General features: G+C 37.1%; 15 protein-coding genes and 3 pseudogenes. 15 read left to right on the forward strand and 3 right to left on the reverse strand.

Going from position 1 to position 13106, the window contains the following annotated elements; genetic code table 11:
- The first annotated feature begins 1 nt into the window (after position 1).
- The 3 genes from RBQ60_RS07910 to RBQ60_RS07920 all read left to right on the forward strand — a co-directional run bounded on the left by RBQ60_RS07910 (position 2) and on the right by RBQ60_RS07920 (position 1770).
- Positions 2-385: a hypothetical protein gene (locus RBQ60_RS07910; RefSeq protein ID WP_307885952.1), complete on the forward strand. Its 384-nt coding sequence runs from the start codon at positions 2-4 to the stop codon at positions 383-385.
- Between the two features lie 78 nt (positions 386-463).
- Entirely contained in the window at positions 464-739 is a 276-nt protein-coding gene (locus RBQ60_RS15460; RefSeq protein WP_334307446.1) for a Crp/Fnr family transcriptional regulator, read from the forward strand.
- A 326-nt stretch (positions 740-1065) separates the two neighbouring features.
- A complete protein-coding gene (locus tag RBQ60_RS07920; RefSeq protein WP_307885953.1) occupies positions 1066-1770 on the forward strand; it encodes an MBL fold metallo-hydrolase in 705 nt (234 codons plus the stop codon).
- A 70-nt stretch (positions 1771-1840) separates the two neighbouring features.
- On the opposite strand, the gene RBQ60_RS15540 is transcribed toward RBQ60_RS07920, so the two are convergent.
- Positions 1841-2011 (reverse strand): helix-turn-helix domain-containing protein, encoded by a 171-nt coding sequence (locus tag RBQ60_RS15540; RefSeq protein WP_442871377.1) that lies wholly within the window; start codon positions 2009-2011, stop codon positions 1841-1843.
- Between the two features lie 197 nt (positions 2012-2208).
- The gene (locus tag RBQ60_RS07925; RefSeq protein WP_307885954.1) at positions 2209-2883 is read right to left on the reverse strand and encodes a Crp/Fnr family transcriptional regulator; all 675 of its coding nucleotides are present in this window, start codon (positions 2881-2883) and stop codon (positions 2209-2211) included.
- A 113-nt stretch (positions 2884-2996) separates the two neighbouring features.
- On the opposite strand from RBQ60_RS07925, the gene RBQ60_RS07930 reads away from it, so the two are divergent.
- From RBQ60_RS07930 to RBQ60_RS07945, 4 genes and pseudogenes are all read left to right on the forward strand, one after another.
- On the forward strand, positions 2997-3479 hold the full coding sequence (locus RBQ60_RS07930; protein WP_307885955.1) for a permease: 483 nt from the start codon (positions 2997-2999) through the stop codon (positions 3477-3479).
- Positions 3476-4189, forward strand: coding sequence for a permease (locus tag RBQ60_RS07935; RefSeq protein WP_307883177.1), 714 nt, complete (start codon positions 3476-3478; stop codon positions 4187-4189). The genes RBQ60_RS07930 and RBQ60_RS07935 overlap by 4 nt, the downstream gene beginning before the upstream one ends.
- Before the next feature lie 88 nt (positions 4190-4277).
- A complete protein-coding gene (locus RBQ60_RS07940) occupies positions 4278-4592 on the forward strand; it encodes a cupin domain-containing protein (RefSeq protein ID WP_307883178.1) in 315 nt (104 codons plus the stop codon).
- A gap of 32 nt (positions 4593-4624) precedes the next feature.
- A pseudogene (locus RBQ60_RS07945) lies at positions 4625-4785 on the forward strand (rubredoxin).
- Between the two features lie 42 nt (positions 4786-4827).
- Here RBQ60_RS07945 and RBQ60_RS07950 read toward each other — a convergent pair.
- Positions 4828-4967: pseudogene (locus tag RBQ60_RS07950) on the reverse strand (ABC transporter ATP-binding protein); the annotation flags it as partial.
- Between the two features lie 873 nt (positions 4968-5840).
- Here RBQ60_RS07950 and RBQ60_RS15545 point away from each other — a divergent pair.
- From RBQ60_RS15545 to RBQ60_RS07980, 8 genes and pseudogenes are all read left to right on the forward strand, one after another.
- A pseudogene (locus tag RBQ60_RS15545) lies at positions 5841-5903 on the forward strand (hypothetical protein); the annotation flags it as partial.
- Positions 5904-6136: 233 nt separating this feature from the next.
- Positions 6137-7186, forward strand: coding sequence for a 16S rRNA (cytosine(1402)-N(4))-methyltransferase RsmH (gene rsmH / locus RBQ60_RS07955; protein ID WP_307883179.1), 1050 nt, complete (start codon positions 6137-6139; stop codon positions 7184-7186).
- A gap of 130 nt (positions 7187-7316) precedes the next feature.
- The gene (locus tag RBQ60_RS07960; RefSeq protein WP_307883180.1) at positions 7317-7706 is read left to right on the forward strand and encodes a hypothetical protein; all 390 of its coding nucleotides are present in this window, start codon (positions 7317-7319) and stop codon (positions 7704-7706) included.
- A 487-nt stretch (positions 7707-8193) separates the two neighbouring features.
- A complete protein-coding gene (locus tag RBQ60_RS07965; RefSeq protein WP_307883181.1) occupies positions 8194-8394 on the forward strand; it encodes a hypothetical protein in 201 nt (66 codons plus the stop codon).
- A gap of 150 nt (positions 8395-8544) precedes the next feature.
- Positions 8545-8622 carry a K(+)-transporting ATPase subunit F gene (gene kdpF, locus RBQ60_RS15550; protein ID WP_442871386.1) on the forward strand — a complete coding sequence of 26 codons (78 nt, stop codon included), beginning with the start codon at positions 8545-8547 and terminating at the stop codon, positions 8620-8622.
- An 18-nt stretch (positions 8623-8640) separates the two neighbouring features.
- On the forward strand, positions 8641-10359 hold the full coding sequence (gene kdpA / locus RBQ60_RS07970; protein WP_307883182.1) for a potassium-transporting ATPase subunit KdpA: 1719 nt from the start codon (positions 8641-8643) through the stop codon (positions 10357-10359).
- A 12-nt stretch (positions 10360-10371) separates the two neighbouring features.
- Positions 10372-12420, forward strand: a complete 2049-nt coding sequence (gene kdpB / locus RBQ60_RS07975; protein WP_307883183.1) for a potassium-transporting ATPase subunit KdpB — start codon at positions 10372-10374, stop codon at positions 12418-12420.
- Positions 12421-12434: 14 nt separating this feature from the next.
- Positions 12435-13073: a K(+)-transporting ATPase subunit C gene (locus RBQ60_RS07980; protein ID WP_307883184.1), complete on the forward strand. Its 639-nt coding sequence runs from the start codon at positions 12435-12437 to the stop codon at positions 13071-13073.
- The last annotated feature ends 33 nt before the right edge of the window (positions 13074-13106 follow it).

Raw genomic sequence — 13106 nt, forward strand, 5'->3', positions numbered from 1 at the left:
CATGATCGATGAAAGACTAGGCCAAATAGCTGTGGACTTTTGGGATATTACATGGAATGATCAAAAGCGAACGTTGCCTTACGAGATGCGTTTGCTGCTTTCTCTGACGAATGCAGTGGGTGCGGGGCGAATGCGTCAAGCAACGAGAGAATTGGTAAAGGCGTATATCCATGGGCTTGATTCTGCTGCTCTGGACGATGTATTTGAACTTCTGGCGTGGAATCAGGGAATTGGTTATTTCAGTTCGGAAATCGGACCATCGCAGCTATTTCAGGCATACAAACTAATCAAGACTCGTGAGAAATCAGGAAAGAAGCGCAGCGAAATTGAACATGAATTAAAGGAGAAATTTGGAGAAAAGAATCCCGATGTTAAGGTGCAGTAACCCTGTTTTTTCACTAAAAATTACGCTAAAAGTGTATCTGGGAATGCAGGTGATACCGCACGAAAACTAATTCATAACATGCTGACAATCTCATCCCAAAAAAACTTAACTTTATCATGGCGTATTTTTCATACTTCAGCAAAGCCTATTCCGGGGCGGTTGCTATCTTATCTTTCTTTCCAGGCGACTCGTGAGGGCAAGCAAAAATTTGATATCCCTTTTAATCGGCAGCAGTTGGCCGAATACCTAAGTGTAGACCACAGTGCGCTTTCAAATGAATTAGGTAAAATGCAACGGGAAGGGCTGTTTACAGTTCATAGAAACCACTTTTTAATAAAAACCGACTTGGTATAAAAAATTTTTAATCCATTCACAACACAATTATATTGTTGGAGCAGTCAATCTTTCCTAATAATGGTGTGGTTGTATACTTCATCGTGAGCCTATACTTAAGAGTCATTTTTTTTGTTGTTCTATCTAGGCTAAGATTTGACCCGTTTCTTTTAATTTATTTTTCTGCTTTTAGCTTCCAGAGTGTTTACTATCTATAGATAATTATTTTTGTGATTTCATGCTGCGTACGCAACATGAAACAGAGAAACTTATGTTAAACTAAAATTATTACTAACATTAACAATACGAAACAAAGTATAAATATATGGTTAAAAGGAGGAAAATTTATGAATTATTCAATTTCACATTCATGTACAGTTCTGGGAAAAGTTATCCAAAAACCAGATCGTAGCTTTTCATTTTTAGCGTATGTCTTGCGAGGAGAAAAGAATGTGCTTATTGATACTGTTCCCGAAAAAGTTGGAGAGACGTTCATGGCCGAGTTAAAACAGTTAGTTCCCCTTAGTCAGTTGGATGCGATCATCCTTAATCATTCTGAAGAAGATCATAGTGGAGCTCTTGCACTATTGCTGGCTGAAAGGGCGGATATTCCAATTTACTGCACCGCAGCCTGCAAACATCGTTTGGTTTCCCGTTATCCTAATGCAAATTTTATAGAAGTGGAAAATTTATCAACATTAAAAGTTGGAACATTTCAGCTTCGCTTTACCCATACGCCAGGGTTGCATTGGGATGACAATATGGTTACTTATTTTGAAAATGAACAAATCTTGTTTTCCAATGATTTGTTTGGGCAATATTTGGGATGCGAACCCCCCTTGGATAAAGATTATACCACTGACAGGGTTTTACAGGGAGCAAAAACATATTTTGATAAGGTGTTTGCACAAGCAACTTCCCATGAAAAACGTGCAATTTTGGGCTTGGCAGACTTAAAATTGGAATGTATTGCACCTGGGCATGGTGTAATTTTGACAGGAAAGTTAGATGACGTTTTTACTCTTTATCAAACAGAATGCGCTGTGTATTAATTGGTCATATCAGGAAAGCAATATAGGTGAAACCGTTGTAAAAGACCTATGGCTAAAACTTAGGGCCTAATCATTGTATAATTTTAAAAGATGATTCTTTCAAAGCCAGCAAGCCCTCGGAGCGCATTTGTGATAATTCACGTGTTAATGTGCTGTGATCTGCGCATAGATAAGCAGCCAACTCGAGACGTCCTAAAGGAATATCCAAAAAATGTTTAGTGAGAAGAGGAATGACACCCAAAGTTCTGTCACGGGAGGTTTATAAATAATGAGTGGAAAGTGCGTCAATAGATTATGACGCGAGATTAGGTACTTTAATATTGAAATTCACCTTCGAAATTAACTTTAATAAATTAAAAAAGGAATCAACCAGTGATTTTCTTGCTGTTTGATTCCTTTTTTTAGTATTGATTTTCCAAACTTAGTTTGCTGTTCTTCTTAAAGTCGTTCTTTTACTTGGAATTTATCTGTAGTCTTTTTTATTACGATTGTACGATTATCAATCTCAATAATGCCTTCTTCTTTTAATTTTTTAAGTTCTCTAAACAGTGAAGGTCTTTGTACACCTAAATAATCTGCCAGTTGCCTTTTACTCATTGGAAGCAGAATTACTGAAGACTTCTGTATGATAGCTTGCTGTTTAAGATAATTCATAATATTTTCACGAAGTGTTCTTTGTGTAAACATTGCTATCTTTTGATTTATTCCTTGGGAATTTTGTGAGATTGACTTTATATAATCCAGTGTAAAGTTGTAGTCGTGCAAGAATTCTAATACAGCATTTATATTAATGTGGACAATTTGACAATCTGTAAGACAATAGATATTAAGGGGATAACTGTGGTTTTCACCAAATAATAAATTTGCGCCTATCACACTTCCCTTGCTAAATTCAAACATCGTAGTTGATGAACCATTCGTTGATAAAGAATACGCAACTAAACTTCCTGACAATACAATATCTAGTGTTCGACAAGTTTCATTTGCATTATGAACGGTTACACCTTTCGAATAATTTTTTTGATAAATATGATTACCTGCAATTAATTTTTCTAAATCAGATTCCTTTACAGTTGAAAATAATGAAATGTTCCGTAAAATGTCAATATTCATGTGAATTTACTCCTCCATACAAAAACATTATATCAAAAAGTAACATCGGTGTCTATTTGAGGGTGATAAACTACTTTATAATTGTGTTATCACAAAAAGAATGGAGGATTTGTATGGATATTTTTACAGCAGCAATGTGGATAGGAACGATTGTATTTCTTTTGATTTCATTAAAAAAGGATAAATCGAAGACATTAAAAGCACTTAAAATGGCATTTGGCATGGGCAAGGGGATGCTGGGAAGCATACTATCGATTATTTTTTTAATCGGTTTAATTCTAACAATATTACCACCAGAGAATATTGCCGAATTTGTAGGAAGTCAATCTTTGCTCATGGCAACAGTGGGTTCAGCGGCATTTGGGACAATTACACTAATCCCTGCCTTTATTGCTTTTCCCCTTGTCGGTTCACTGGTTGACGCTGGAGTTGGTATTGTTCCTTCCGTAGCATTTTTAACTACACTTACAATGGTAGGGGTCGTAACATTTCCACTTGAAAAGCGTGAATTTGGGCTTAAATTTACTGCCACCAGAAATGGATTAAGTTTTTTATTTGCCATAATGATCGCAATGGTAATGGGGGTGATTGCTTGAAAATATTAGAAAAAGTAAAAGATAATACTTTCTTGATTGTGATAACAGTCGCCTACATCCTAATGTTTTTGATTAAGCCAGATTTGGGTGTTGCATCAATGGAAAACAGTGTCTATTACATTAAGGAAATGATTCTGATAATGCCGGTGATATTTATTCTTACCGCACTTTTGGATGCATGGATTGCAAAAGAAAAAATTACAAAATATTTAGGAAAAGAATCTAAAGTCAAAGGCATCACATTGTCGTTTGTTTTAGGCTGCATATCTGCGGGACCCATATATGCAGCATTTCCTATGTGTGTCATGCTCCACAAAAAGGGGGCCTCTGTACGAAACTTAGTTATAATTTTAAGTTCCTGGGCAGTAATAAAGGTTCCTATGCTTTTAAACGAAGCTAAGTTTTTAGGCATAAAGTTTATGGCAATTCGTTGGGTATTAACGGTAATTGCTATCGTTGTATTTTCTTGGATTGCTTCAAAGATTATTAAGGATGAAGATATAGGGAAAAAAGAAGAAAAAACAAGTGGACTTACATTAAACAGGGAATCATGTATGGGCTGCACATTGTGTACTAAGAATTATCCTGAGATTTTTGGTATGCAAGGTAAAAAAGCATATATAAAATCTTTTGATGCTGAAGTAGACAAAGAAAGCCTTAGTCAAACAATATTGGCTTGTCCTGTTCGTGCAATTCATTACAATGAATAAGCAAAGGATGTTGTAAAAACAACATAAAGTTCGTGTATTGTATCATTTAACCACCTAATTAAAACTATAACAAAAAGGAGGTATACAAATGATTGAGCAAATCTATGAAATGTCAACTGGAGATGAAAAAGCGGTTGAAAGAGTAATTCAGGATGAAAATATTCATTATATTCATATGGTCTTTAATAAGGATGAAGGCCTCCCAGAACATTTTTCGAACTCGAACGTTTATATGACAGTGGTAAGGGGGACTTTATCTATCGGGCTAAATGATCAAGAAGTTCATCAATATGATAAGGGAACTCTTTTGAAAATTCCTGTGAATACAAAGATGAATGTAAAAAATTTATCTGAAAACGTGTTAGAGTTAATAGTTGTAAAAGCACCTGCACCTCTAAAATAGTAAAATATTGTATAATAATGTTGAAGGGAGAAATGCAGAATGTAAATATATGTATCCCATGCGGATATTCTATGACCTGCAAACAGGTGATCCGGATAGTGGAATAGCCCCGGGAACTGAAGATATCCCTGATGATTGGGTTTGTCCAATTTGTTTTGTGGGTAAAGATGAGTTCGAACCCATTAAGGAATAATCTGAAGGAGGGGACAATTATTTTGTTGAGTTTTTACCGTTGAGAGAGTTTATGTGCTATAACAATTTTGGTTTTATTTTTTGTGAGTTCATCAATAGCTCTTTCAATATCTCTTTTGCTGTTGCTTCATCCCAAATAATAATAGGGGTATTTTTTAAAACAGCTCTTGCGATAGAAATTCTTTACTTTTCACCACCGGATCAATTATAACATCCTTCTCCAACAATAGTGATAAAATCTATTGAATAATATAAGTATGGTTTTTCAAATATATACTTGTTTAATAACTCTATCATAAATAATATTAGTTTTGGAAAAGCATATGCTACATACGAAGATGTTAAAAATAATGTGATTATTTTCGGATTGCAAATAAGGAATCAAACCACAGGTGACAGTAAATATAGCTGTTATAACCGATGCAATCAAAAACGGTTTTAAATTTCCAATAAAATGTATTATTACGTTTATCCATGATTTTTTTGTATAAACTTATTTTCTCCTTAGTTAATTTAAACTAACTTATGGCAACAAAACCCATGACCAGATTTCTACCAGAATATGATTTTAGAATATCAAAAAATTCTCTATAGTTGCAATTTAAGCGCCTTGGCTTTTTCTGAATCCACTGTGCTGAAATCCCATATAGCAGACACTGATTCTTTGTACTAACCGTGGGAGGGATGCATAGATAAAATCATAATACTTGGGTCTTTGAAAAATTATATGTATTTTGCGTTGAGAGTCTAGTACGAATTGAAAGCCGTAGGGTTGAGTTACAGACTGGGTTGTAGAGGATGGTTGTAAAAGTATGCAAATATACTGTTTTTCTAAGCCAATTGTGGTAGTATAAAATAGCTTAAGTATCTCGGATTCGAGTTCCCAAAAGTGTTTTGCCATAGTTTATTAGCGAGTTCCCAGATTCAGGTACACGTTTTTTAATGCGACAACCTCAAGTGAAAAAATCTGTTTGCCTGCGGAGCTCGCAAATGTCCTGTTGGTGCAACTGAGTTAAAAACTCTGGAAATTAGTGAGAGAAATGCCTTGGTTGTTATGCCTGTGTGAAGTTCTGCCCTAAATCTGCCAGAATAGCAGGAGTTCCGTTTGCCTGTTTTTAGAGCTGTTTTCCGTCATATGGGTATTAAGAGAAAAGAAAATAAAATAAAACATTTTGACAACATGTTGACTTAACTGACCAGTATATTTATTAGGAACTATGGAATTTTGGAAGTTAGTTATTAGATATAAAATCAGAAGAATTATTAGAAACTGCATCTTATTTCTGAAAGAAATCGACAATAATTCAAAGGAAAAATAATTAAAGACGACAAGAAAAGGGGAGAGATAATTCATGGGTAATCAAGAAAAGGAACACAAACGACGTATCAGATATCGAGGAACGCATCCACGAAGCTATAAAGAAAAATATAAAGAGCTTCAACCAGAAAAATATGTAGATACTATAGCAAAAGTCATTCAAAAGGGAAATACACCTGCTGGTATGCACATTTCAATATGTGTCAAAGAAATAATGGAGTTCTTAAAAATTAAGCCAGGGCAAACTGGCTTGGATGCAACTTTGGGTTATGGCGGACATACGCTAGAAATGCTAAATCGATTAGAATCCAAGGGACATTTGTATGCGCTTGACGTAGACCCTATTGAAATATCCAAAACCAAAGAACGTCTAGAGCATTTAGGTTATGGACGAGACATACTAACCACCAAGCAACTGAACTTCGCCAATATTGATGAAGTCGTTGCTGAGGCAGGTTTGTTTAATTTTATATTAGCAGATTTAGGCGTTTCTTCAATGCAAATAGATAATCCAGACAGAGGGTTTTCATATAAAAGAGAGGGGCCTCTGGATTTACGGCTGAATCCTGAAAAGGGTATTTCTGCGGCTGAACGATTAAGGACTATTACGCAAGAAGAATTAGAAGGTATGCTGCATGAAAATTCAGACGAGCCGTATTCCAAAGTAATTTCAAAAGCTATTGTTTCTGAAATTGAAAATGGAGTGGATATTTCTACGACTACTAAGCTCCAACAAATTATTGGAGATGCGCTTCAATTTATTCCAACAGGTGAACGAAAAGAAGTAATCAAGAAATCATGCCAAAGAACATTCCAAGCACTGCGAATCGATGTGAATAGTGAATTTGAAGTGTTATTTGAGTTTTTAGAAAAACTTCCTAATGCCCTTGTAAAAGGTGGACGTGTAGCGATACTAACTTTCCACTCAGGAGAAGATAGAATGGTTAAAAAGTCTTTTAAAAGACTGGCGATTGAAGGTGTTTACAGCGAAATCGCAACCGAGGTTATCAGGCCGACAGTAGAGGAATGTAATATGAATAGTCGTGCTCGTTCAGCAAAAATGAGATGGGCAATCAAAGCTTGATTGAACGATCGAGGAATTTTAACTAAACAAGCTATATGGGAGAAAGGAAACTTACGGAATTACCCATTATGTTAAAATTGTCAATACATTAAAGATGAGTAAAAATTACCATAACTAAGGAAGCGTATAATTGAGATGTCCTAATATGGAAAAGGGATCCTTCTTTAATATATTGTCGGGGGTGGAAGTGCTGGAACAGTGTTTGTTGGAAGACGCACACGCTGAAGCAGGTATATTTCAAGTACATCTTTGGGCTTCTACTTTTCGTTCTAACAAAGTTGAGGTAAGTTATATCGGTTTAACCAGCTATGAAATCGTCCTTCTACGCTCTCTGTTGGGGAGTATTCTACTGATTGTTGTTTTCTTTTTGACAGAATACAAACTGACTGCACTATATCGTAAAAAGGATTTCTGTTATATTGCACTATCTGGTATCACAATGGGTGCTGACTTGCTACTTCTTTTCAAGGCCTCGGGGTTAGTTGTCAATGCTGATCAAGTTCTGTGGTCCTGTATTTGAAGTCAATCAGCAAAACTTGTAATAGATTAATAGTGGATGAAGCACCATATTGCAGCGAATGCATGGCAATATCCCTTACAACTCGGTTTTTCAAGCTATTCAGTATGAGCAGCCAAAACCTGGCACTTTCATTTTTGCCGAAACACATTCTCAGAACAATCTTTTCCCATGCATATCAAAGCCTAGGGGAATGTATACAGCACGCTTAACGATACATCTTCGCTACAGGGTAGTAGATGGCATCCATAAATACGACAATTCAAACCTCTTCCGAGGGCTTCCTGCCATTCTTTGACGATTGGCAGGTTTTTTTTAGGCCTATTTTACTGTTTTGTTTATATGTAAGTTGAATAAGGTTTGGTGCGTATACTTGACAATAACACATTTATTATTAATGGAATCTTTACATGGGGATCATCTCCCTTTGAACCTTTTTAATATGATAAGCATTACAATGTAATCAAATTCATCAAAGGGAGGGAGGGTTATGCGCTTACGTAAAGTTCATATTCATAAACCTAAAGATAAAAAGAGCAAAGAAGAAGCCTGGTCATTTTTTTTAACTCGGCACCCGCTTTTGTTTTGGCTTATTCTGCTAATTGGTATGCCAATATTAATTCTTATATGTGTTGCTTTATTAACTGCGGTCTTTATGACTCCCATATCTTTTTTGTTTGGGTGGATATAAAGATATTGTTTTATAAGGAGGTAATTATATGGATGTTATTATGGTAAGTGTTTTATTCCTGTGCTTATCGATTATCTTGCTATTTATAAATTGGTGCGAAAAGCAAGTGAATAAAGATTAAATTGGAGGGTTCTATTTATGGTAATAGGAATGATTGTTTTAGGCATAGGATTAATTTTTTTGGCGGGGTATTTATTTTATGTACTTATTAATCCTGAAAAATTTTAAAAAAGGGAGGAAAACCATATGGTGGAAATTATGTTTACACTTATTCTATATATGTTTTTGGTAATTCCCATAGGTATTTACCTATATTATGTTACCACAAATAAAAAGACCATTGCAGATTCTGTTTTTAATAGGATTGACAACGGAATTTATAAAATAACCGGAATTAATCCACAAAATCAAATGAACTGGAAGCAATATGTAGTGGCTCTTGTTGTAACCAATGGAGTAATGATTTTGGTAGGTTATCTTATTTTACGGTTTCAAGGTATTTTATTTTTCAATCCCAATGGAATTGGTGGAATGGAAAGCAGTCTTTCATTTAATACTGTTATAAGCTTTATGACCAACACCAACTTGCAGCATTATTCGGGAGAAAGCGGACTTTCCTACTTTTCTCAAATGGCGGTAATTACATTTATGATGTTCACTTCGGCAGCAAGTGGCTATGCCGCTTGCACAGCTTTTGTACGAGGATTGGTAGGAAAAGATAAAATTGCAATGGGCAATTTTTTTTCAGACCTTATTCGCATTACGACTCGGGTGCTTTTGCCTCTTTCCATTGTAGTTGGATTACTACTTGTATGGCAAGGAGTTCCCCAAACGCTTTCTTCCAATGTAACTGCCACAACTATTGAGGGATCAATGCAGGATATCGCCATGGGGCCTGTGGCATCACTGGAATCAATTAAGCATATTGGCACAAACGGTGGTGGTTTTTTTGGGGCAAACTCCACAACTCCCTTTGAAAACCCCACAATTTGGTCGAATATTTTTGAGCTTTATTCCATGATGCTCTTGCCTGGTGCTTGTGTTGTTATGTTTGGAAAAATGATTGCAGAGCAAAAGAAAAATATCATGAAAGTCAAGAAAAGTGTTATGGGTAGTGAAGGGAGAACTATTTTTACAGCCATGAGCAATATTTTTGTGATTGGTCTAAGCCTTTGCTACTTTGCAGAGATGGCAGGAAACCCTACGCTTGCAAATGCAGGATTATCTCAGTCCATGGGCAGTATGGAGGGCAAAGAGGTTCGATTTGGAGTGGATGCTTCAGCTCTTTTTACCACCGTTACTACTTCTTTTACCACAGGCACTGTAAACAACATGCATGATACCCTTACACCTTTAGGGGGGCTTGTGCCTCTTTTGCATATGATGCTAAACCTTGTCTTTGGCGGTAAGGGCGTGGGATTGATGAATATGATTATTTATGTCATTCTCAGCGTATTTATCTGTAGTCTTATGATTGGTAGAACTCCAGAATACTTGGGCAAAAAAATCGAGGGCAAAGAAATGAAATTAACCGCCCTTTGTATCATTATTCATCCGTTATTAATATTGGGTTTTTCTGCCCTTGCAGTTACAACTTCAAGCGGGCTTTGTGGTATTACCAATGAAGGCTTTCATGGACTAAGTCAAGTGCTCTACGAATTTTCATCCTCTGCGGCAAACAATGGCTCGGGCTTTGAGGGACTTGGGGATAACTCTGTTTTCTGGAATATTACAACGGGACTGGCCATGTTTTTTGGGCGATATGTAAGCTTGGTCATTCAGTTGGCAATCGCAGGTTCTCTGATGAAAAAACAGCTTGTGAATGAAACGGTTGGAACGCTTAAAACAGATACCGCCACATTTGCTTTTGTTCTGGTGCTGATTGTTTATATCTTTGCTGGGCTTACATTCTTCCCTGTATTGTCATTAGGACCTGTGGCAGAGCATTTTAGTCTATGGGGTTAAAGGAGGTATTTTATGAATATAAAAACAAAAAAAATTATAAATGAAAGCATACTGAAAGAGGCAATAAAGGATTCTGTAATTAAGCTGAATCCAGTATACATGATGAAAAATCCCGTGATGTTTGTGGTGGAGATTGGGGTTTTCATTACTCTTTTGCTCTCTCTCTTTCCGTCCCTATTTGAACAAAACAGCGAGTATTTAAGAAGCTACAACATTATTGTATGTATTATACTTTTTGTTACAGTTCTCTTTGCTAACTTTGCGGAAGCGGTGGCAGAGGGCAGGGGTAAGGCGCAAGCGGCATCTCTTAAAAAAACCCAAAAGGATACCAAAGCAAGATTAATCTCTGAAAACGGAGAAGAAACAATCATCAATTCCTCTGAGCTTAAAAAAGGGGATATCGTTATTGTTTCGGCAGGAGAGCTTATCCCAAATGACGGTGAGGTCATCGAAGGTGTTGCCAGCGTGGATGAATCGGCCATTACAGGTGAGTCTGCACCAGTAGTACGTGAAAGTGGCGGCGACTTTTGTAGCGTGACTGGTGGTACCACTGTAGTGAGTGATTATCTGAAAATCCGTATCACCTGTGAGGCAGGCAACAGCTTTTTGGATAAGATGATCGCCCTTGTTGAGGGTGCCAGCCGAAAAAAAACACCAAATGAAATTGCATTAAATACACTTTTGGTTTCTCTTACTATTATTTTTATGATTGTCATAGTTACTCTTTACCCAATCGGGGTATACAGCGGTGTTTCCTTACCTGTTTCTACACTCATTGCTCTTGGGGTTTGTCTTATCCCAACTACCATTGGTGGCCTCTTGTCTGCAATTGGTATTGCTGGTATGGACAGAGTTACAAGATTTAATGTTATTGCAATGTCCGGCAAAGCTGTAGAAGCCTGTGGCGATGTGGATACTATGATTTTGGATAAAACAGGCACCATCACCTTCGGTAATCGGCTTGCGGCGGAGTTTTATCCTGTAAGTGGAGTGGATAAACATGAACTGGTCAAAGCTTCTATGATTGCTTCCCTTTATGACCAAACCCCAGAGGGCAAATCCACTTTGGATTTGGCAAAACAGTTAGGATTTCCACTTCCCGAGGTTGAGAGTGCTAGCATCATAGAGTTTTCTGCACAGACAAGAATGAGTGGTTTAGATCTCAAGGATGGAACAAAAATACGAAAGGGGGCGACTGACTCCATTTTAGGTTACATAAATTCTATAGGTGGAGAAATACCAGCTGATATACAAAAAATCACTGTGGAAATATCATCATTGGGCGGGACTCCTCTTACGGTTTGCCAAAACCACCAGGTCTTAGGTGTTATATATCTGAAAGATACCGTAAAACCGGGGATGAAGGAGCGTTTTGAAAGATTGCGTGCCATTGGTATTCATACCATTATGTGTACGGGTGACAACCCCCTAACTGCTGCTACCATTGCAGGTGAGGCAGGTGTAGACGATTTTGTTGCCGAGTGTAAGCCTGAGGATAAAATTGAAATTATTCTGAAAGAGCAAGCACGAGGAAAAATTGTAGCGATGACAGGTGACGGCACCAATGATGCACCCGCTCTTGCCCAGGCTAATGTTGGTCTTGCCATGAACAGTGGCACCACAGCTGCAAAGGAAGCGGCAAACATGGTGGATTTGGACTCTGACCCCACAAAAATTCTTGAGGTTGTGGAGATTGGAAAACAAATGCTAATAACCAGAGGAAGCCTTACAACCTTTTCTATGGCAAACGATATTGCCAAGTATTTCGCCATTATCCCAGCTATGTTTATGGTGGCAATACCAGAGCTTTCGGTACTGAATATTATGGGACTTTCAACACCTCAAAGTGCTATTTTATCGGCACTGATATTCAATGCAATTATTATCCCCTGCCTGATTCCTCTTGCCATGAAAGGTGTAAAATATAGGCCTATGTCCGCAGATAAAATGCTTATTCGTAATTTGCTTTTGTTTGGGCTGGGGGGGATTATCACGCCATTTATCGGAATTAAAATAATTGATATAATTGTAAATCCACTACTAATGTTTTTAGGACTTTAAGGGGGTTTTTATATATGAATGGCTTCGTATATTATATTAGAAAAGGTGTATTGGTTTCTCTTGTGTTACTTTTCATTTGCGGTTTGGGCTATCCCCTTTTGATGACTGGTGTAGCACAGGTGGTCTTCCCTCATCAGGCAAATGGTAGCCTAATCTCAGCAGACGGCAAGGTAATAGGGTCTGAGCTAATTGGGCAGGATTTTACAAAGGATTATTTTTTGAAATGCCGTCCCTCTACGGTAAGTTACAACACTTATACCAAGGAGGACTTGGAAAGGGGCAGTTACTCTACCGTAGGCTCTGGTTCTCAGAATTTTGCACCGAGTAACCCACAGCTTGTAGAAAGAGTCAAAAAAGATATGGAAAGCTTTTTAGAGAAAAATCCGTCTATCAAAATGGAAGATATTCCAACGGACTTATTGACTGCATCAGGGTCGGGACTTGACCCTCATATTTCACCACAAGCTGCTGAAATTCAACTTGAAAGCATTGCAAAGGCTTCGGGTATTAGTATAGAAAAATTAGAGAAAATTGTCATCGTGAATACAACGAAAAAAACCGTTGGCATCTTTGGGGAGAATACTGTAAATGTACTTAAAGTAAATCTTGCTATTGCAAAGGAAATGGGTCTTGTACAGAATATAAAGCATTAAAAAACTAGAGGTATCATATAGGGATACCTCTAA

The sequence above is a fragment of the Anaerotignum sp. MB30-C6 genome (genome assembly GCF_030908465.1).
Classification (GTDB): Bacteria; Bacillota; Clostridia; order Lachnospirales; family Anaerotignaceae; genus Chakrabartyella.

What these genes read in the sequence shown, in the direction of transcription:
- RBQ60_RS07965 (WP_307883181.1), top strand. Translation starts at nt 8,194, where the DNA reads ATGCGCTTACGTAAAGTTCATATTCATAAACCTAAAGATAAAAAGAGC.
- RBQ60_RS07940 (WP_307883178.1), top strand. Translation starts at nt 4,278, where the DNA reads ATGATTGAGCAAATCTATGAAATGTCAACTGGAGATGAAAAAGCGGTT.
- RBQ60_RS07980 (WP_307883184.1), top strand. Translation starts at nt 12,435, where the DNA reads ATGAATGGCTTCGTATATTATATTAGAAAAGGTGTATTGGTTTCTCTT.
- kdpF (WP_442871386.1), top strand. Translation starts at nt 8,545, where the DNA reads ATGATTGTTTTAGGCATAGGATTAATTTTTTTGGCGGGGTATTTATTT.
- kdpB (WP_307883183.1), top strand. Translation starts at nt 10,372, where the DNA reads ATGAATATAAAAACAAAAAAAATTATAAATGAAAGCATACTGAAAGAG.
- RBQ60_RS07930 (WP_307885955.1), top strand. Translation starts at nt 2,997, where the DNA reads ATGGATATTTTTACAGCAGCAATGTGGATAGGAACGATTGTATTTCTT.
- rsmH (WP_307883179.1), top strand. Translation starts at nt 6,137, where the DNA reads ATGGGTAATCAAGAAAAGGAACACAAACGACGTATCAGATATCGAGGA.
- RBQ60_RS15460 (WP_334307446.1), top strand. Translation starts at nt 464, where the DNA reads ATGCTGACAATCTCATCCCAAAAAAACTTAACTTTATCATGGCGTATT.
- RBQ60_RS07925 (WP_307885954.1), bottom strand. Translation starts at nt 2,883, where the DNA reads ATGAATATTGACATTTTACGGAACATTTCATTATTTTCAACTGTAAAG.
- RBQ60_RS07920 (WP_307885953.1), top strand. Translation starts at nt 1,066, where the DNA reads ATGAATTATTCAATTTCACATTCATGTACAGTTCTGGGAAAAGTTATC.
- kdpA (WP_307883182.1), top strand. Translation starts at nt 8,641, where the DNA reads ATGGTGGAAATTATGTTTACACTTATTCTATATATGTTTTTGGTAATT.
- RBQ60_RS07910 (WP_307885952.1), top strand. Translation starts at nt 2, where the DNA reads ATGATCGATGAAAGACTAGGCCAAATAGCTGTGGACTTTTGGGATATT.